The sequence below is a fragment of the Deltaproteobacteria bacterium genome, from assembly GCA_003696105.1.
Lineage (GTDB): Bacteria > Myxococcota_A > Polyangia > Haliangiales > J016 > J016.
In genome coordinates, this window is the sequence record RFGE01000263.1 from 1 (window position 1) to 15,345 (window position 15,345).

The following is a 15,345-nucleotide window of genomic DNA, read 5'->3' on the forward strand; positions in this document are numbered from 1 at the left end:
ACGTCTCCGAGGTCCGTGAGCGCCGACTGGACCTGGAATGGACCCGTGACGCGGATCCCCTTGAGCGTCGTGTCCGACCCGATGTCGCGTGGCCCCTGCGTCACGGCGACGTCGTCGAACCGAATCAGGACGCCTTCCCATTTCTCCGCCTCGTTCGGGTCCGCCGCGAGATCCTGCGGCCGTACGACGACCGGCGCAGGAACCGCGGCGGTCCCCACCTTGTCGATCGATGCCGGCAGTTTCACCTCGGTGAGCGTCTGTAGCGTGTCGTCGCAATCGACGTCGGGATCCGCACAGTCAGCGAACGTAAACTCGTCCACCTCGGCATCGACGACGTCCACCAGGTCGCCCACTGCCAGCCCGGCCACGACCGACAGGTCGCTCGTGAAGACCTGGACTCCCGAGTACGCGCGCCCGTACGTCGCATGCTCGTCCGGCTCCGCCACCCACAGACTTCCGCGCGAATTGCCATAGTTGTCGATCGCCACCACCACGACCCCGCGCAGAGTCACGATGGCGCCATCACCGACGGTACCGTCTTGGATGTCGTAGATCGACGTGTCGTCGGCCCCGCCCGCGTCCGGCGTCGTCGTGTCGTCGTCGTCGTCTCCTCCGCGGCACGCGACGAGTGCCGCTGCAAGCGACAGCACGAGTCCTATCGGCGTCGCAAGTCCTATCCGCGTCGTCTGGTTCATGAGCATGCTCCCGAAATGACGACGCCCGCCGTGCCGGCGGGCATCCGAGGCGGGCGGCGGCGAGCGACCTACGCGCCGGCCGCGTCGGCCTTGGCCTTGTTGGCCGCCGACGCCTTGCTCGCCTTCTTCGCGGTCTTTTTCTTCGGCACTTCCCCGGGAAGCAACTCGACGAGCGCCATCGGAGCCGCATCCCCGCGGCGGTGACGAGTCTTCAAAACGCGCGTGTAGCCGCCGGGCCGGTTCAGGTAGCCGGGCCCGATCTCGTGAAACAGCTTGTCGAGTGCGTCTTTGTCCTTCACGACTCGACGCGCCATCCGCACGGCGTGGACGAACTTGGCCTTGTCGTCGTCCGTCTGCTGCTTGCGGCCCTTGAGTTCGATGTGGGCCACACGAACCGCCCACGCGATGGTCGGCTCGGCGAAACGGCGCAACTCCTTCGCCTTCGCCTCAGTCGTCTCAATCCGCCCGTGCTTGATCAGCGACGTCACCATGTTCCCAAACATGGCCTTGCGATGAGACGCATTCCGGTTGAGCTTTCGCCCTGCTTTCTGATGACGCATCGCTGCCCTCTGATCACTTCTTGAGCGGCACGTTGCCCGGCCAGTTGTCGAGCTTCATACCGAGGCTCAGGCCCATCTCCGCCAGGATTTCCTTGATCTCCTTGAGAGACTTGCGGCCGAAGTTCTTCGTCTTGAGCATCTCCGACTCGGTCTTCTGTACGAGCTCGCCGATGTACTTGATGTTGGCGTTCTGCAGACAGTTCGCCGAACGAACCGACAGCTCGAGTTCATCGACCGTTCGCCACAGGTTTTCGTTGAGCTTCTCCTGCTCCTCGTCGACCGGGGCCTCGGTCGGCTCATCCACTTCCTCGAAGTTGATGAAGATATTGAGCTGCTCCTTGAGAATCTTCGCAGCAAACGCCAGCGCGTCGTCCGGTGCGACCGAGCCGTTCGTCCACACCTCGATGGTGAGCTTGTCGTAGTCCGTCTGTTGTCCGACGCGTGCGTTGGTCACGGTAAAGTTGACCTTGCGCACCGGCGAGAACAGCGAGTCCACAGGAATCGTCCCGACCGGCGTGGAGGTCTCATCATGGCGGTCGGCCGGCACGTATCCCCGCCCCGTGCCGACCGTCATCTCCATGTGGAGTTTTCCATCCGTCGACAGCGTCGCGATGTGATGCTCGGGATTGAGCACTGAAATCCCGTTTACGACCTGGATGTCACCCGCTTTGACCTCGCCCGCACCGTCCTTGTCGAGCCGCAAGGTGAACGTCTTGTCGTCCTCGACCTTGAACAGCACTTCCTTGAGGTTGAGGATGATGTCCGTGACGTCCTCGACGACCCCAGGCAGGTTCGTGAACTCGTGGAGTGCGTCCTCGATCTTGACGTGCGTGATTGCGGCTCCCTGCAACGACGACAGCAGGACTCGGCGGAGCGAGTTGCCGAGAGTCGTCCCGAACCCGCGCTCGAGCGGCTCGCACGAAAACTTGCCGTAGGTCGCGGTCTTCTCCTCGACCTCGAGCGTGCGCGGCCGGATCAGATCGCGCCAGTTCTTCGCCATGAAGGGCGTCTGGACCGGAAGGTCCGACGGCACGCCGGGCTGGACTGCCTGCGACTGGGTGGAGGTATCGACGACGCTGTTGGTGTCGGACATGGTGCTTCCTTACTTGGAGTACAGCTCGATGATCAGGTGCTCGCGGATGGGCATCGTGACATCGTCGCGCTGCGGCAACGCCTTGACGGTGCCCTTGTAGCTGTCCTTGTCGAGTTCGATCCACTGCGGCAGGCCGCGGCGCTCGACCGCCTCGAGCGACTCGTTGATGCGCGCGATCTTCCGCGACCGCTCGCGGACCTCGACGACGTCGCCGGCGCGCACGAGATACGAAGGGATGTCGACGCGCTTGCCGTTTACGAGGAAATGACCGTGCCGCACGAGCTGGCGCGCCTCGGCGTGATCGCACGCAAACCCCATGCGATAGACGACGTTGTCGAGACGACGTTCGAGCAGCTGAATCAGGTTGTCGCCGGTGACGCCCTTCATGCGCGACGCGCGGTAGTAATAGCCGCGAAACTGGCGCTCGGCGATACCGTAGATGCGCTTGACCTTTTGTTTCTCGCGCAACTGTTCGCCGTAGTCGGAACGGCGGCGGCGGCGCGCCTGACCGTGCTGCCCGGGAGCGTAAGCGCGGCGCTCGTAGCCGCACTTGTCCGTGTAGCAGCGCTCTCCCTTGAGGAAAAGCTTCATGTCTTCGCGCCGGCACAGGCGGCACACGGGACCGGTGTAACGAGCCACAGTCTCTCCTCCTCACACGCGGCGGCGCTTGCGCGGCCGACAACCGTTGTGGGGCACGGGGGTTACGTCACGGATGAGGGAAATCTTCAGCCCGGCGGACTGGAGCGCTCGCAGCGCAGACTCACGCCCGGACCCGGGGCCGTTGACCTCGACGACGACCTGGCGCATGCCGTGGTCCATCGCTTTTTTGGCGGCGTCCTGAGCGGCGAGTTGTGCCGCAAACGGCGTGCTCTTGCGCGAGCCCTTGAAGCCGACGACACCGGCCGAGGACCACGAGATCACGTTGCCGGACACGTCGGTGATCGTGACGATCGTGTTGTTGAAGGTCGACGCGATATGCGCGACGCCGCTCTGGATGTTCTTGCGGACTTTCTTTTTGGTCTGTCGCTTGGGTGCGGCCATGATGGCTCCTCCGCTCGTCTACTTCTTGGTCGCCGCGCCGCGCGACTTGACCGCGATGCGCCGCGGCCCCTTCCGGGTCCGCGCGTTCGTGTGGGTCCGCTGCCCGCGCACTGGCAGGCCGCGGCGATGTCGCAGGCCTCGATAACAGCCGAGGTCCATGAGGCGCTTGATGTTCATGCTCACCTCGCGCCGAAGGTCGCCCTCGACCTTGTACCCGGCCTCGATCACCTCGCGAATGCGCTTGACCTCCGCCTCGTCGAGATCGTCGGTGCGCTTGTCGAGCGAAACATCCGCCTTCGCGAGGATCTCCTTGGCCGTGGTCCGGCCAATGCCATAAATGTACGTAAGCGCAATCTCCATGCGCTTGTTTTTCGGCAAGTCGACGCCTGCAATACGTGCCATTCGAGTACGGCTCCTACCCTTGACGCTGCTTGTGCCGCTTGTTCTCGCAGATCACGCGCACGACTCCCCGGCGCTTGATGATCTTGCACTTCGGACAAATGGCTTTGACTGACGCTCGAACCTTCATCGGCTCACTCCGCAAACGAAAACGCGACGGCGCGGGATCTCGACTCACAACCGAGACAGCACGATCGGACCGTCGTCCGTAATCGCGATGCTGTGCTCGAAATGCGCAGACATACTGTGGTCTTTGGTCACCGCGGTCCAGTCGTCATCGAGGACCTCAACTTCGTGAGTGCCGGCGTTTACCATAGGTTCCACGGCGATCACAAGCCCTCTCTTGAGGCGCTTGCCCTTGCCGCGCTCGCCGTAGTTCGGCACGGCCGGCGGTTCGTGCATCTCGGTGCCGATGCCGTGGCCAACGAACGCGCGCACGACGCTAAATCCGTGTTTTTCCACGTGCTCTTGCACCGTGGCGCCGATGTCACCGAGGCGATTGCCCACCCGGCACTGTTCGATCGCGAGGTCGAGGGCCTCGCGGGTCACGTCGATCAGGCGCTGCTTTTCCGGGCTGATGCGACCGACCGGCACCGTGCGCGCTGAATCGCCGCAAAACCCGTGCTTGAACACGCCAAAGTCGAGCCCGACGATATCGCCCTCCTCGAGGACCACATCCTTGCGGGGTATGCCGTGGACGACCACGTCGTTGGGAGACGTACAGAGGACCGCCGGGTAGCCGTGATACCCGAGAAATGCACTGATCACCCCGCGGCGTTCGATCTCCCGACGCGCGATCTGGTCCAACTCCCAGGTCGTGACGCCCGGGCGCACGGCCTCCTCGAGGATGTCCAGCACCTCCGCCACGACGCGGTTCGCCTCGCGCATGCGTTCGATGTCGTTCACGCTCTTGAGCTTGATCCGCATGGCGAGACGCGCCCCTGCCGTCAGCCGATGGCCGCGACCAGCCGGTCGAACACTGCGTCGATATCGCCGACCCCATCGATCGACCGCACGATCCCCTTCGGCTCGTAGTAGCCGAGCACCGGCGCCGTCTGCCGGTGGTACGCCTCCAGCCGAGCGCGAATCCTGTCGGGCTTGTCGTCCTCTCGTTGCACGAGCGCGGTTCCGTCCGCGTCGCACACCCCCGGCGACCGCGGCGGTTTGAACTCCACGTGGTACGTGGCGCCACACACCGGGCAACTTCGCCGGCCCGCGTTGCGTCGCACGACTTCGTCGTCCGGTACGTCGATCGCGAGCACCGCGTCCACCCGCTTGCCGCGGCGCGCGAGCATCGCATCGAGCGCCTCCGCTTGCGCAACGGTGCGCGGAAACCCGTCGAGGATCGCGCCCGCCGCCGCGTCCGGATTCCCCAGACGGTCTTCGATGAGCGCGATCACGACGTCGTCGGGCACGAGGCCGCCGGCGTCCATGATCGCCGCGACCTTCTGGCCCAGCTCGCTTCCCGACTTGCGCGCCGCGCGCAACATATCGCCCGTAGACAGTTGGGGGATCCCGTAGCGCGCGACGAGCTTCTTCGCCTGCGTGCCTTTTCCGGCACCCGGCGGTCCCATCAGCACGAGGATCATCAGCCCCTCCGCCCGCGCGACGCCCTACGCCCGCGAATACGCGGCCCCTTCGGCCCCGTGAACCCCTCGTAGTTGCGAGTGATCAGATGCGACTCGATCTGCTGGACCGTGTCGAGCGCGACGCCGACGACAATGAGCAGACCCGTGCCGCCAAAGTAGAACGGCACGTTCATCTTCGACTGCAGCAGGGAAGGCAGGACGCAGACGGCCGACAGATACACCGCCCCACCGAACGTGATCCGGGTGAGCACGCGGTCGATGTACTCCGCCGTCTTCTTGCCGGGACGAATGCCGGGAATGAAGCCGCCGCCCTTCTTCAGGTTGTCGGCGACGTCGACCGGGTTGAACGTGACGGCCGTATAGAAGTAGGTAAAGAACACGATCATGACGACGTACAGCGTCTGGTAGCGCCAGTCCGACGGCTGAAGCGCGTTGGCGACTTCCCGCAGCCACGGCGACCCCACCATGTTCGCGATCTGCGCGGGGAACAGCATGATCGACGACGCGAAGATCGGGGGAATGACGCCCGCCATGTTGATCTTCAGCGGCAGGTGCGTCTGGGTGCCGCCGTACATCTTCCGGCCGACCATCCGCTTGGTGTACTGCACCGGAATTCGGCGGTGTCCGCGCTCGAAGAAGCAGATCGCCGCGATCGTCCCGAACACGATGACGATGAGCAACAGCGCGCTGAACGCGTCGAAGTCGCCGGTCGACCGCCGCGCCATCAGACGGACGATCCCGTCCGGCATGGCGGACACGATCCCGGCGAAAATGATGAGCGAGATCCCGTTGCCGATCCCGCGTTCGGTGATCTGCTCGCCGAGCCACATGATGAACGCGGTGCCGGTAGTGAGCGTGAGTACCGTGATCAGGCGGAATCCCCAGCCGGGATGCGCCACGACCTGGCCAGATACGAACCCGGAGCCGCCGCGCCCGAGCCCCTCGAGCCACGACGCGATGAAGAACGACTGGATCAGCGACAGGACGATCGTCCCGTACCGCGTGTACTGGTTGATCTTGCGCCGCCCCTGCTCACCCTCCTTGTTCAGCCGATCGAGGGCCGGGATGACGACCGTGAGCAGCTGCAGGATGATCGACGCGCTCACGTACGGCATGATGCCGAGCGCGAAGATGGACAACTGCTTGAGCGCGCCCCCCGAGAACATGTTGAACATGCCCAGGAACGACCCCTGACCGCCGGTCGCGATCAGGTTCTGCATCTCGACCCGGTTGACTCCCGGCGTCGTGACGAACACGCCGATGCGATACACCGCGAGCAGCGCCAGCGTGAACAGGATTCGCCGGCGCAGCTCGGGGATCTTGCCGATGTTGGCGACGGTAGACATGTCGTGAGGGGGGCCGTGCGCCCGTTACGCCGACTCTACGGCATCCGAGCCGCCGTTCTGACTGGCGACCACCTCGGCCTTGCCGCCGGCCGCCTCGATCTTGGCAATCGCGGACTTCGAGAACCGGTGCGCGCGGACGACGAGCGGCTTGTCGATCTCGCCCTCGGCCAGCACCTTGACCAACTCAGCCCGTTTCGGGATCAGACCCGCGGCGCGCAGTGCGTCCACATCGACCTCGCCGCTGAACCGCGATGCGAGCAGCCCGACGTTGATCGCGGCCACCTCCTTGCGGAACACGTTCTTGAAGCCCCGCTTCGGCAGGCGCCGGGCCATCGGCATCTGGCCGCCCTCGAAGCCCGGCCGCGGCATGTGGCTCCCCGACCGCGACTTTTGTCCCTTCTGGCCCCGCGTGGACGTCTTGCCGCGGTGGCTGCCTCGCCCGCGACCAACCCGCTTTTTCCTGCGCGTAGCGCCGGGCGCCGGCGACAGCGTCGAAAGTGTCGTTCCCATATCGTTACTCCACCGGCTCGACCGTCACGAGATGACTCACCTTGCGAATCATCCCCCGGATGGCGGGCGTATCCTTGAGAATCACGCTCTTGTGCATCTTCGTCAGCCCGAGCCCGCGAAGCGTGCGCTTTTGCGGCTCAGGGCGGTTAATCCCGCTGCGGACCTGAGTGACCTTGAGCTTGAGTGCCATGACTTTCGCCTCAGCCTGCGAGGCCGAGCTCCTCGAGCGTCTTGCCGCGACGCCGGGCGACCATCTCCGGCGACTGCAGCTGTTGCAACGCATGAACCGTCGCGTGGATCACGTTGTGCGGGTTCGCCGTGCCGATCGACTTCGTAAGGATATCCGTGACGCCGGCGACCTCGAGGACCGGACGCACCGCACCGCCCGCGATGACCCCCGTACCGGGCGCGGCGGGCTTCAGCAACACGCGCGCCGCACCGACATCGCCGATGATCTCGTGCGGGATAGTCCCGTTGATGAGCGGAACCTTGAACAGGTTCCGCTTGGCGCGCTCGTTCCCCTTGCGAATCGCCTCCGGCACCTCGTTGGCCTTGCCGAGCCCCCAGCCGACGTAACCGGCCTGGTCGCCGACGACCACCAACGCCGAGAACGAGAATCGCCGGCCGCCCTTGACCACCTTCGCTACGCGGTTGATGTAGACGACGCGGTCGACGAGCTCGCCGACCTGGTTCATGTCGATCGCCATAATCTAGAACTCCAATCCGGCTTTTCGCGCGCCTTCAGCGACTTCCTTCACGCGCCCGTGATAGATGTATCCGTTGCGGTCGAACACGACCTTGCTGACGTTCTTGTCGAGCAGGCGCTTGCCGATGATCTCGCCGACCTTGGCGGCGCGCTCGCGCTTCTTGAGCCCCTGAAGTTCGCCCCGCACCGCCGGGTCGAGGTCCGAGGCGGCCGCGACGACCGCAGCGTTCGTGTCGTCGATCGCCTGCACGTAGATGTGCTTGAGCGACCGAAACACCGACAACCGCGGGCGCTCTGCGGTTCCGCGAACCTTCTTCCGGATCGACTGCTTGCGACGCAGCCGCGTGCGCACGCGATTGCTGCGAACCTTTTTGTAGACGCTAGCCATTTCGCACCTCGCTATGCCGCCCCGGCCTTGCCGACCTTCCGTTGAATCGTCTCCTCGACATACTTGATGCCCTTGCCCTTGTAGGGCTCCGGCGGACGGAAGCTCCGCACCTTGGCGGCAGTCTTGCCCAACAGTTCCTTGTCGGCGCCGGACAGCACCACGATGTTCTTGTCGACTTTCGCGTCGACACCGTCGGGCAGGTCGTACTCGATCGGATGCGAATATCCGAGTTGCAGCACGAGCTGCCGCCCCTTGACCTCCGCGCGATAGCCGACGCCGTTGATCTCGAGCCGGCGCTCGAACCCCTCGCTCACGCCTTTGACGAGGTTCGCGGCCAGCGCGCGCATGAGCCCGTGAACCGAGCGGCTTTCCCGCGAGTCATCGGCCCGTGTCACGCGAACGACGTTCCCGTCGATCTCGAACGAGACGCGCGGATGCGTGGCCTTCGACAACTGCCCCTTCGGCCCCTTGGCGCGCATCACACCATCGGCGACTTCAAACGTGACGCCCTTCGGCAGTTCGATCGGCAATTTTCCAATGCGGGACATGGCGTTCACCAAACTTCGCAGAGGACCTCGCCGCCGACACCCTCCTTGCGGGCCTGGCGGTCGGTCATGACACCCTTCGAGGTGGACACGATGGCAATCCCGAGGCCATTTCTAACCTTCGGCAGCGCCTTCGCCCCGACATACTTGCGTTGACCCGGGCGCGACACGCGCCGCAGGCCACGTATTGCGTTGCCATCGGCATTCCACCGCAGCGCGAGCGAGATCGTCCCCTGCACGTTGTCGTTTTTCTCGCTCACGCCATCGACGAAGCCCTCTTCGGCAAGGATCTCCGCGATGCGCTTCTTGAGGTTCGAGCGCGGGCACTCGACACTCGCCTTTCGCGCCTGGATCGCGTTGCGAATGCGCGTGAGAAAGTCCGCGACGGGATCGCTCATCGACATGACTGCCCCCTACCAGCTCGACTTGGTGACACCCGGGATGTCGCCTTGCAGCGCCAACTTGCGGAAGCAGAGCCGGCACATCTGAAATTTCCGCAGGTACGCCCGAGGCCGACCGCAAAGCGGACAGCGATTGTGTTCGCGGACAGCGAACTTGTGCTTCTTCGGGAGTCGTTTACACAGCTTGCTCATGCGCGTCGCTCCTATGCCGCGGCGGCGGCACCCCTGCTGCGCGACCGGAACGGCATGCCAAGGTAGCGCAACAGCGCGCGCGCCTCGTCGTCCGTCTTCGCGGTCGTCACGATCGTTACGTTCAGGCCTTTGACCGAGTCGATCGCGTCATAGTCGATCTCGGGAAAAATGATCTGTTCGCGAATGCCGAGCGAGTAGTTGCCACGGCCGTCGAACGCCTTGTCGGATACGCCCTTGAAGTCGCGGACCCGGGGCAACGCGACGTTCACGAGCCGATCCAAGAACTCCCACATCCGATGGCTGCGGAGCGTCACCATGCAGCCGATCTTGTGCCCCACGCGCAGCTTGAAGTTCGCAATGTCCTTCCGCGCGGTGGTCACCACCGGCCCCTGCCCGGCAATCAACCGCAGCTCCTCCACGGCACTTTCGAGGATCTTCGGGTTTTGCACCGCCTGGCCGAGCCCCATGTTCAACGTGATCTTCACGAGCCGCGGCACCTCGTTGACGTTCTTGTAGCCAAACTCCTTCATGAGCTTGGGCTTGATTTCCTCGTCGTAGAGGCGGCGGAGCCGGGGCGGCCCCTTGCGCTCGTACTTCGGCGGCGGCGCCGTCTGCTTACTCGCCTTCTGCCCGCCCTTGGCGGCCTTGCCCTTGCCTTGCTTCTTATCGCTCGCCATGGCAGCCCTCGGTTACGCGGCCGCAAATGCGGTGCCGCACTTGACACAGACTCGCGTCTTGACGCCGTCCTCGATGTGGATCCGGCAGCGACGACCGCGTGCACACTTTTCGCACCACAGCATCACGTTCGGGAGCGCGACGGTGCCCTCCTTGTCCACAATGCCGCCCTGCGGGTTCTTCTGCGTCGGTCGCGTGTGCCTCTTGACCATCATGATCTTCTCGATCTCGGCACGTTCCCCGACGATTCGCTTCACACGCCCGCGCTTGCCGACTTCCCTGCCCTTGGTGACGACAACCATGTCGCCCTTGCGAATCCGCGCAGCCATCACAGCACCTCCGGCGCGAGCGACACGATGCGCATGAATCGCTTGGCGCGCAGCTCACGCGCGACCGGCCCGAAGATGCGCGTACCGATCGGCTCGTTTTCCTTGTTGATCAGAACGGCCGAGTTGCCGTCGAATCGGATATACGTACCGTCCGGCCGCGCGACTTCCTTCGCAGTACGAACGACGACGGCGCGCGCCACGTCGCCCTTCTTGACCTTCGAGTTCGGCAGCGCCTCTCGGACGGATACGACGATGATGTCGCCAACCGAGGCGTACCGCCGGCGCGATCCACCGAGCACCTTGATGCAGTAGACCTTTTTCGCGCCGGAGTTGTCCGCGACGTCGAGTATCGTTTCCTGTTGGATCATTGTGCGTCCTCACGAGCGCGCTCGATCGCGCGAGCGACGCGCCAACGCTTGGTTTTGGAGTACGGGCGCGATTCGACCAGCTCGACGACGTCGCCAAGGCGATACTCGTTGCGCTCGTCGTGCGCCTTGTACTTGACCCGCTGCTTGACGAACTTGTGGAACCGCCGGTCGCGGATACGGCGCACGACCGTGACGACGACGGTCTTGTCCATCTTGCCGGCCGACGTCACGACGCCTTGGATCGTACGGCGGATTCCCCGCTTGCTTTCCGTTTGTTTCGTATCGGTGGCAGCCATCGTCTACCGTCCCTTACTTATCCGCCGCGGCGGTGCGCTGAGCGTCGATCCCCAGTTCGCGCCCGCGAATGAGCGTGTGAATCCGCGCGACCTCGCGCCGCTTCTCACGAATGGACATCGTGTTTTCGACCTGGTTGGTGTAATGGCCCAGTTCGAGCCGAAACAGCTCGTCCTGCGCGCGCGCCAGCGCCTGTCGCAACTCGTCGTCCGGCAGGTCGCGAAGCCGCTCGAGCTGTTCTTTCCGCTTGCTCATATGATCGCCTCCCGCGAGATGATCCGCGTACGAACGGGAAGTTTGTGATGCGCGGCGCGAAACGCCTCCTGCGCGAGCTTCTCGTCCACGCCCTCGATCTCGAACAACACGCGGCCCGGGCGCACCACGGCTACAAACCCTTCGTTGCCGCCCTTGCCCTTACCCATACGGGTTTCTGCGGGCTTCTTCGTGATCGGCTTGTCCGGGAACAGTCGAATATACAACTTACCGAACTTCTTGACCTTCCGCGAAATCGCAATACGCGCGGCCTCGATTTGCCGCGCCGTGATGCGCCCGCACTCCGTGGTCTGCAGCCCGTAGTCGCCGAACGAAACGCGGTTGCCGCCTTTGGCGGCGCCGCGCATGCGACCCTTCTGCTGCTTGCGATACTTGGTGCGCTTGGGAGCTAGCATGAAACGTGTCTCCTAGTTCGCAGGTGCGAGCGTCCGACTACCGGCCCGCGAGCACCTGTCCCTTGGGCGCGGCTTTGTCCTTACCGATGACCTCCCCGTGGAAGGTCCAGCACTTGACGCCGATGTTGCCGTAGGTCGTCTTGGCCTCTGCGAACCCGTAGTCGATGTCCGCGCGGAGGGTGTGAAGCGGCACCCGCCCTTCGCGGTACCACTCGCGACGCGACATCTCCGTGCCGCCGAGGCGGCCGGCGGACTGCACCCGGATTCCCTTGGCGCCGAACTTCATCGCCGTCTGAACGGCCTTTTTCATCGCGCGGCGAAAGGCGACGCGACGCTCGAGTTGCGTCGCGATGTTTTCTGCCACGAGTTGCGCATTCGTCTCGGCCTTGCGCACCTCAACGATGTTCAGAAACACCTCATTCGAAGTGAGCCTTTGAACATCCTTCTTGAGTTGTTCGACACCGGCGCCGCGCTTGCCGATCACGATCCCCGGGCGCGCCGTATAGATGTTGATCTTGCACTTGTTGGCCGCGCGCTCGACGTCCACCATGGCCACGCCCGCGTGCTGCAGCTTGTCCTTGATGAACTTCTTGAGCTTGATGTCCTCGTGCAGCCACTTGGCGTAGTCCTTCTCGGCGTACCACTTCGAAGACCACGTCTTGACGATGCCGAGCCGGAAGCCGATCGGATGTGTCTTCTGCCCCATGGATTAGACCTCGTCGCTCACGACCACCGTCAGGTGGCTCGTCCGGTGGTTGATCCGGTTCGCTCGCCCCATCGCGCGCGGCATCCAGCGCTTGATGATCGGGCCGCCATCGACCGTGATCGCCTTGATGTACAGCGCGTCCGTATCCAGTTCACCCGCCGCCTTGTCTTCGGCATTCGCCGCGGCCGACACGAGCGCCTTCGAAATGATCCGGGCCGCCTTCTTCGGCATGACGCGCAACGTTGCCATCGCCGACTCGACTGGCTCGCCGCGCACCATGTCCGCGACGACGCGCAGTTTGCGCGGCGACATGCGGATGTGACGAACTTTGGCTGTCGCTTGCATCGCTGTCCCTACTTCTTGCGATCGCCCGAGTGGCCGTGGAAGTACCGCGTCGGCGCAAACTCACCCAGCTTGTGCCCGACCATGTTCTCGGTCACGAACACCGGGATGAACTTCTTGCCGTTATGCACGGCGAAGGTGAGACCGACCATTTCCGGCAGAATGACCGACCGCCGAGACCAGGTCTTGATGACTCTCTTCGACTGGTCCTGCGCCGCCGCTTGCACCTTTTTGAACAGGTGGTCGTCGACGAACGGACCCTTTTTGACCGAACGAGGCATAGCTTCCTCTACCCCTTCTTGCTCTTGCGCCGCCGCACGATGAACTTGTCGGTGGCCTTGTTGTGGCGCGTGCGGTACCCCTTGGTCGGAACGCCCCAAGGCGTGCACGGATGGCGACCGCCGGACGACCGCCCCTCACCGCCGCCCATCGGATGGTCGACCGGGTTCATCGATACGCCGCGGTTGTGCGGACGCCGTCCGAGCCAGCGCCGCCGGCCGGCCTTGCCCCACTTGACGTTCGAGTGGTCGGAATTCCCGACGACCCCGACCGTCGCGCGACATTCGACGTGCACCTTGCGCATCTCGCCCGACGGCAAGCGCAGCGTCGCCCACTTGCCCTCCCTGGCCATCAGCGTGACCGACGTCCCCGCCGACCGACCGAGCTGTGCGCCGGCGCCCACTTTGAGCTCGACCGCGTGCACCTGCGTGCCCAGAGGAATGTTCGCCAACGGGAGCGCGTTCCCCGGGCGGATGTCGGCCGACCGCGCCGAAATGACCTCGTCGCCGACCTTCAAGCCCTGAGGAGCGAGGATGTAGCTTTTGTCGCCGTCCGCGTAGTGCAGCAAGGCGATGTGCGCCGACCGATTCGGATCGTACTCGATCGCCTTGACCCGCGCGGGCACGCCGGTCTTGTTGCGCCGAAAGTCGATGATGCGGTAGCGACGCTTGTGACCACCGCCGCGGAACCGGGACGTGATGCGGCCGTAGTTGTTGCGCCCGGCGCGCTGCGGTTTGACCGCGAGCAGCTTCTTCTCCGGAGTGCCCTTCGTGATCTCCGTGAAGTCCTGACTCGACATTCCACGCCGGCCGGGCGACGTGGGCTTGTATTTCTTCAGTGGCATCGACCTACACTCCCTCGAAGAACTCGATGGTGTCGCCCGGCTTGAGCGTCACGATCGCCTTTTTGCGGGCCGGCTTGCGGCCGACGAAACGCCCGAGTCGCTTGATCTTGCCGCGCTGAATCATCGTGCGGACATTGGTCACCTCGACGTTGAACAGCTTTTCGACCGCGTTGCGAATCTCGATCTTGTTGGCGTCGCGCGCCACCTCGAACACGAGCTGCTGGGCGTACTCCTCGCCCTCCTCGAACGCAAACGGAGCACCGCCCGTTTCGCGCAGGCGCGTGGTCTTCTCGGTGAGGAGCGGCCGCTTGATGATCTGCTGGGGCGTTCGCATGGCTTACCTCAATGCCTGCTCGACGAGCTTGGCCGACGCCTGCGTCATCACGAGGTGCTCGTGGTCGAGCACGTCGTATACGTTCAGGCCCTCGGGGGCGATCCACTTGCTGTCGGGAAGGTTGCGGGCGCCGCGGCGCAGTTCGTCGTTGTCGGAAACGTCGACGATGAGCGCGCCGCCGCCGGCGCCGATGCGCTCGAGCGCCTGCACCACGCTCTTGGTCTTGCCGCCGGCCGCCGGGAAGGCGTCGACGACGATGAGCTTGCCTTCAGCCACGCGCGCACTGAGCGCCGACTTGAGCGCATTCCGGCGCGCCTTGCGCGGCATGGTGTACTCGTAGCTGCGGGGCTTCGGTCCGAACACGGAGCCGCCGCCAACCCACTGCGGCGCCCGGTGCGAGCCCTGGCGCGCGCGCCCGGTCCCCTTTTGCCGCCACGGCTTCTTCGTGCTGCCGGACACCTCGCCGCGGCGCTTGGTCGAATGCGTCCCCTGGCGGCGCTTCGCGAGCTGCCACTTGACCGTCTCCCACAGCAGGTGCTCGTTGACCGGCACGGAAAACACCGCGTCGTCGAGGTCGAGCGTGCCGACCTGTTTTCCGTTGATGTCGATGACGTTGACGCTCGGCATGATCAGGTCCTGATTTCGACGTCGACGCCCGCCGACAGATCCAGCTTCATCAGCGCGTCGAGCGTTTGCTGAGTGGGCTCGAGGATCTCGAGCAGCCGCTTGTGCGTGCGGATCTCGAATTGTTCGCGCGACTTCTTGTCGCCGTGCGGCGAGCGCAGCACGCAGTACTTGTTGATCTTCGTCGGCAGAGGAATCGGACCGACGACCCGCGCTCCCGTCCGGCGCGCCGTATCGACGATCTCGCCGGCCGACGTGTCGAGAAGCTTGTGGTCGTAGGCCTTCAGCCGAATGCGAATCCTGGGGCTCTGCATGGCCTTACTCGATGATCTGAGTGACGACGCCGGCGCCCACGGTGCGGCCGCCCTCGCGAATCGCGAACCGCAGCCCCTCCTCGCACGCGATCGGCGTGATCAA

At 64.4% G+C, this 15,345-nt stretch carries 31 protein-coding genes; all 31 read right to left on the reverse strand.

The features are described 5' to 3' along the window. A partial coding sequence (locus D6689_16820; protein ID RMH39314.1) for a hypothetical protein occupies positions 1 to 650 on the reverse strand: 650 nt, incomplete at its 3' end. A gap of 113 nt (positions 651 to 763) precedes the next feature. After that, entirely contained in the window at positions 764 to 1,255 is a 492-nt protein-coding gene (locus D6689_16825) for a 50S ribosomal protein L17 (protein ID RMH39315.1), read from the reverse strand. A 13-nt stretch (positions 1,256 to 1,268) separates the two neighbouring features. Beyond that, on the reverse strand, positions 1,269 to 2,255 hold the full coding sequence (locus D6689_16830; protein ID RMH39344.1) for a DNA-directed RNA polymerase subunit alpha: 987 nt from the start codon (positions 2,253 to 2,255) through the stop codon (positions 1,269 to 1,271). A 102-nt stretch (positions 2,256 to 2,357) separates the two neighbouring features. After that, the gene (locus tag D6689_16835; protein ID RMH39316.1) at positions 2,358 to 2,987 is read right to left on the reverse strand and encodes a 30S ribosomal protein S4; all 630 of its coding nucleotides are present in this window, start codon (positions 2,985 to 2,987) and stop codon (positions 2,358 to 2,360) included. A gap of 12 nt (positions 2,988 to 2,999) precedes the next feature. Beyond that, positions 3,000 to 3,389, reverse strand: coding sequence for a 30S ribosomal protein S11 (locus D6689_16840; protein ID RMH39317.1), 390 nt, complete (start codon positions 3,387 to 3,389; stop codon positions 3,000 to 3,002). Between the two features lie 18 nt (positions 3,390 to 3,407). Continuing rightward, positions 3,408 to 3,791, reverse strand: a complete 384-nt coding sequence (locus D6689_16845; protein RMH39318.1) for a 30S ribosomal protein S13 — start codon at positions 3,789 to 3,791, stop codon at positions 3,408 to 3,410. Between the two features lie 13 nt (positions 3,792 to 3,804). After that, positions 3,805 to 3,918: a 50S ribosomal protein L36 gene (locus D6689_16850; protein ID RMH39319.1), complete on the reverse strand. Its 114-nt coding sequence runs from the start codon at positions 3,916 to 3,918 to the stop codon at positions 3,805 to 3,807. A 44-nt stretch (positions 3,919 to 3,962) separates the two neighbouring features. Continuing rightward, positions 3,963 to 4,715, reverse strand: a complete 753-nt coding sequence (gene map, locus D6689_16855) for a type I methionyl aminopeptidase (GenBank protein ID RMH39320.1) — start codon at positions 4,713 to 4,715, stop codon at positions 3,963 to 3,965. A 20-nt stretch (positions 4,716 to 4,735) separates the two neighbouring features. After that, positions 4,736 to 5,377 carry an adenylate kinase gene (locus tag D6689_16860; GenBank protein ID RMH39321.1) on the reverse strand — a complete coding sequence of 214 codons (642 nt, stop codon included), beginning with the start codon at positions 5,375 to 5,377 and terminating at the stop codon, positions 4,736 to 4,738. Continuing rightward, on the reverse strand, positions 5,377 to 6,723 hold the full coding sequence (gene secY, locus D6689_16865) for a preprotein translocase subunit SecY (protein RMH39322.1): 1,347 nt from the start codon (positions 6,721 to 6,723) through the stop codon (positions 5,377 to 5,379). Before secY ends, D6689_16860 begins: the two co-directional genes overlap by 1 nt. Before the next feature lie 24 nt (positions 6,724 to 6,747). Then, complete coding sequence (locus D6689_16870) at positions 6,748 to 7,233, reverse strand: 50S ribosomal protein L15 (protein ID RMH39323.1); 486 nt, start codon at positions 7,231 to 7,233, stop codon at positions 6,748 to 6,750. A gap of 4 nt (positions 7,234 to 7,237) precedes the next feature. Further along, positions 7,238 to 7,516, reverse strand: a complete 279-nt coding sequence (locus tag D6689_16875) for a 50S ribosomal protein L30 (protein ID RMH39324.1) — start codon at positions 7,514 to 7,516, stop codon at positions 7,238 to 7,240. Further along, positions 7,434 to 7,940, reverse strand: coding sequence for a 30S ribosomal protein S5 (locus tag D6689_16880; GenBank protein RMH39325.1), 507 nt, complete (start codon positions 7,938 to 7,940; stop codon positions 7,434 to 7,436). Before D6689_16880 ends, D6689_16875 begins: the two co-directional genes overlap by 83 nt. Positions 7,941 to 7,943: 3 nt before the next feature. Next, positions 7,944 to 8,327, reverse strand: coding sequence for a 50S ribosomal protein L18 (locus D6689_16885; protein ID RMH39326.1), 384 nt, complete (start codon positions 8,325 to 8,327; stop codon positions 7,944 to 7,946). 11 nt (positions 8,328 to 8,338) lie between these two features. Further along, positions 8,339 to 8,875 carry a 50S ribosomal protein L6 gene (locus tag D6689_16890; protein RMH39327.1) on the reverse strand — a complete coding sequence of 179 codons (537 nt, stop codon included), beginning with the start codon at positions 8,873 to 8,875 and terminating at the stop codon, positions 8,339 to 8,341. Positions 8,876 to 8,880: 5 nt separating this feature from the next. Continuing rightward, a complete protein-coding gene (locus D6689_16895; protein RMH39328.1) occupies positions 8,881 to 9,276 on the reverse strand; it encodes a 30S ribosomal protein S8 in 396 nt (131 codons plus the stop codon). A 9-nt stretch (positions 9,277 to 9,285) separates the two neighbouring features. Next, on the reverse strand, positions 9,286 to 9,465 hold the full coding sequence (locus D6689_16900) for a type Z 30S ribosomal protein S14 (protein RMH39329.1): 180 nt from the start codon (positions 9,463 to 9,465) through the stop codon (positions 9,286 to 9,288). An 11-nt stretch (positions 9,466 to 9,476) separates the two neighbouring features. Then, the gene (locus tag D6689_16905) at positions 9,477 to 10,142 is read right to left on the reverse strand and encodes a 50S ribosomal protein L5 (protein RMH39330.1); all 666 of its coding nucleotides are present in this window, start codon (positions 10,140 to 10,142) and stop codon (positions 9,477 to 9,479) included. 12 nt (positions 10,143 to 10,154) lie between these two features. Further along, the gene (rplX, locus tag D6689_16910) at positions 10,155 to 10,469 is read right to left on the reverse strand and encodes a 50S ribosomal protein L24 (GenBank protein ID RMH39331.1); all 315 of its coding nucleotides are present in this window, start codon (positions 10,467 to 10,469) and stop codon (positions 10,155 to 10,157) included. Next, positions 10,469 to 10,837, reverse strand: coding sequence for a 50S ribosomal protein L14 (locus tag D6689_16915; protein ID RMH39332.1), 369 nt, complete (start codon positions 10,835 to 10,837; stop codon positions 10,469 to 10,471). The genes rplX and D6689_16915 overlap by 1 nt, the downstream gene beginning before the upstream one ends. Next, a complete protein-coding gene (locus D6689_16920; protein RMH39333.1) occupies positions 10,834 to 11,133 on the reverse strand; it encodes a 30S ribosomal protein S17 in 300 nt (99 codons plus the stop codon). Before D6689_16920 ends, D6689_16915 begins: the two co-directional genes overlap by 4 nt. A 13-nt stretch (positions 11,134 to 11,146) precedes the next feature. After that, positions 11,147 to 11,386 carry a 50S ribosomal protein L29 gene (gene rpmC, locus D6689_16925; protein RMH39334.1) on the reverse strand — a complete coding sequence of 80 codons (240 nt, stop codon included), beginning with the start codon at positions 11,384 to 11,386 and terminating at the stop codon, positions 11,147 to 11,149. Then, positions 11,383 to 11,799 carry a 50S ribosomal protein L16 gene (locus D6689_16930; protein ID RMH39335.1) on the reverse strand — a complete coding sequence of 139 codons (417 nt, stop codon included), beginning with the start codon at positions 11,797 to 11,799 and terminating at the stop codon, positions 11,383 to 11,385. The genes rpmC and D6689_16930 overlap by 4 nt, the downstream gene beginning before the upstream one ends. 37 nt (positions 11,800 to 11,836) lie before the next feature. Further along, complete coding sequence (locus tag D6689_16935) at positions 11,837 to 12,505, reverse strand: 30S ribosomal protein S3 (GenBank protein RMH39336.1); 669 nt, start codon at positions 12,503 to 12,505, stop codon at positions 11,837 to 11,839. A 3-nt stretch (positions 12,506 to 12,508) separates the two neighbouring features. Continuing rightward, positions 12,509 to 12,850, reverse strand: coding sequence for a 50S ribosomal protein L22 (locus D6689_16940; protein RMH39337.1), 342 nt, complete (start codon positions 12,848 to 12,850; stop codon positions 12,509 to 12,511). An 8-nt stretch (positions 12,851 to 12,858) separates the two neighbouring features. Continuing rightward, on the reverse strand, positions 12,859 to 13,128 hold the full coding sequence (locus D6689_16945; protein RMH39338.1) for a 30S ribosomal protein S19: 270 nt from the start codon (positions 13,126 to 13,128) through the stop codon (positions 12,859 to 12,861). Positions 13,129 to 13,136: 8 nt separating this feature from the next. Next, positions 13,137 to 13,970 carry a 50S ribosomal protein L2 gene (locus D6689_16950; protein RMH39339.1) on the reverse strand — a complete coding sequence of 278 codons (834 nt, stop codon included), beginning with the start codon at positions 13,968 to 13,970 and terminating at the stop codon, positions 13,137 to 13,139. 4 nt (positions 13,971 to 13,974) lie between these two features. Then, entirely contained in the window at positions 13,975 to 14,304 is a 330-nt protein-coding gene (locus D6689_16955; protein ID RMH39340.1) for a 50S ribosomal protein L23, read from the reverse strand. Positions 14,305 to 14,307: 3 nt separating this feature from the next. Then, the gene (locus D6689_16960; protein ID RMH39341.1) at positions 14,308 to 14,931 is read right to left on the reverse strand and encodes a 50S ribosomal protein L4; all 624 of its coding nucleotides are present in this window, start codon (positions 14,929 to 14,931) and stop codon (positions 14,308 to 14,310) included. A 2-nt stretch (positions 14,932 to 14,933) separates the two neighbouring features. Further along, positions 14,934 to 15,242, reverse strand: coding sequence for a 30S ribosomal protein S10 (locus tag D6689_16965; protein RMH39342.1), 309 nt, complete (start codon positions 15,240 to 15,242; stop codon positions 14,934 to 14,936). A 4-nt stretch (positions 15,243 to 15,246) separates the two neighbouring features. Continuing rightward, positions 15,247 to 15,345: elongation factor Tu (locus D6689_16970; GenBank protein ID RMH39343.1), on the reverse strand; the 99-nt coding region annotated here is incomplete at its 5' end.

What these genes read in the sequence shown, in the direction of transcription:
- D6689_16850 (RMH39319.1), bottom strand. Translation starts at nt 3,918, where the DNA reads ATGAAGGTTCGAGCGTCAGTCAAAGCCATTTGTCCGAAGTGCAAGATC.
- D6689_16915 (RMH39332.1), bottom strand. Translation starts at nt 10,837, where the DNA reads ATGATCCAACAGGAAACGATACTCGACGTCGCGGACAACTCCGGCGCG.
- D6689_16940 (RMH39337.1), bottom strand. Translation starts at nt 12,850, where the DNA reads ATGCAAGCGACAGCCAAAGTTCGTCACATCCGCATGTCGCCGCGCAAA.
- D6689_16935 (RMH39336.1), bottom strand. Translation starts at nt 12,505, where the DNA reads ATGGGGCAGAAGACACATCCGATCGGCTTCCGGCTCGGCATCGTCAAG.
- D6689_16960 (RMH39341.1), bottom strand. Translation starts at nt 14,931, where the DNA reads ATGCCGAGCGTCAACGTCATCGACATCAACGGAAAACAGGTCGGCACG.
- D6689_16870 (RMH39323.1), bottom strand. Translation starts at nt 7,233, where the DNA reads ATGGGAACGACACTTTCGACGCTGTCGCCGGCGCCCGGCGCTACGCGC.
- D6689_16905 (RMH39330.1), bottom strand. Translation starts at nt 10,142, where the DNA reads ATGGCGAGCGATAAGAAGCAAGGCAAGGGCAAGGCCGCCAAGGGCGGG.
- D6689_16890 (RMH39327.1), bottom strand. Translation starts at nt 8,875, where the DNA reads ATGTCCCGCATTGGAAAATTGCCGATCGAACTGCCGAAGGGCGTCACG.
- rpmC (RMH39334.1), bottom strand. Translation starts at nt 11,386, where the DNA reads ATGAGCAAGCGGAAAGAACAGCTCGAGCGGCTTCGCGACCTGCCGGAC.
- D6689_16825 (RMH39315.1), bottom strand. Translation starts at nt 1,255, where the DNA reads ATGCGTCATCAGAAAGCAGGGCGAAAGCTCAACCGGAATGCGTCTCAT.
- D6689_16895 (RMH39328.1), bottom strand. Translation starts at nt 9,276, where the DNA reads ATGTCGATGAGCGATCCCGTCGCGGACTTTCTCACGCGCATTCGCAAC.
- D6689_16830 (RMH39344.1), bottom strand. Translation starts at nt 2,255, where the DNA reads ATGGCGAAGAACTGGCGCGATCTGATCCGGCCGCGCACGCTCGAGGTC.
- D6689_16860 (RMH39321.1), bottom strand. Translation starts at nt 5,377, where the DNA reads ATGATCCTCGTGCTGATGGGACCGCCGGGTGCCGGAAAAGGCACGCAG.
- rplX (RMH39331.1), bottom strand. Translation starts at nt 10,469, where the DNA reads ATGGCTGCGCGGATTCGCAAGGGCGACATGGTTGTCGTCACCAAGGGC.
- D6689_16920 (RMH39333.1), bottom strand. Translation starts at nt 11,133, where the DNA reads ATGGCTGCCACCGATACGAAACAAACGGAAAGCAAGCGGGGAATCCGC.
- D6689_16900 (RMH39329.1), bottom strand. Translation starts at nt 9,465, where the DNA reads ATGAGCAAGCTGTGTAAACGACTCCCGAAGAAGCACAAGTTCGCTGTC.
- D6689_16945 (RMH39338.1), bottom strand. Translation starts at nt 13,128, where the DNA reads ATGCCTCGTTCGGTCAAAAAGGGTCCGTTCGTCGACGACCACCTGTTC.
- D6689_16955 (RMH39340.1), bottom strand. Translation starts at nt 14,304, where the DNA reads ATGCGAACGCCCCAGCAGATCATCAAGCGGCCGCTCCTCACCGAGAAG.
- map (RMH39320.1), bottom strand. Translation starts at nt 4,715, where the DNA reads ATGCGGATCAAGCTCAAGAGCGTGAACGACATCGAACGCATGCGCGAG.
- D6689_16875 (RMH39324.1), bottom strand. Translation starts at nt 7,516, where the DNA reads ATGCGTTGCAACAGCTGCAGTCGCCGGAGATGGTCGCCCGGCGTCGCG.
- secY (RMH39322.1), bottom strand. Translation starts at nt 6,723, where the DNA reads ATGTCTACCGTCGCCAACATCGGCAAGATCCCCGAGCTGCGCCGGCGA.
- D6689_16930 (RMH39335.1), bottom strand. Translation starts at nt 11,799, where the DNA reads ATGCTAGCTCCCAAGCGCACCAAGTATCGCAAGCAGCAGAAGGGTCGC.
- D6689_16965 (RMH39342.1), bottom strand. Translation starts at nt 15,242, where the DNA reads ATGCAGAGCCCCAGGATTCGCATTCGGCTGAAGGCCTACGACCACAAG.
- D6689_16845 (RMH39318.1), bottom strand. Translation starts at nt 3,791, where the DNA reads ATGGCACGTATTGCAGGCGTCGACTTGCCGAAAAACAAGCGCATGGAG.
- D6689_16950 (RMH39339.1), bottom strand. Translation starts at nt 13,970, where the DNA reads ATGCCACTGAAGAAATACAAGCCCACGTCGCCCGGCCGGCGTGGAATG.
- D6689_16880 (RMH39325.1), bottom strand. Translation starts at nt 7,940, where the DNA reads ATGGCGATCGACATGAACCAGGTCGGCGAGCTCGTCGACCGCGTCGTC.
- D6689_16885 (RMH39326.1), bottom strand. Translation starts at nt 8,327, where the DNA reads ATGGCTAGCGTCTACAAAAAGGTTCGCAGCAATCGCGTGCGCACGCGG.
- D6689_16840 (RMH39317.1), bottom strand. Translation starts at nt 3,389, where the DNA reads ATGGCCGCACCCAAGCGACAGACCAAAAAGAAAGTCCGCAAGAACATC.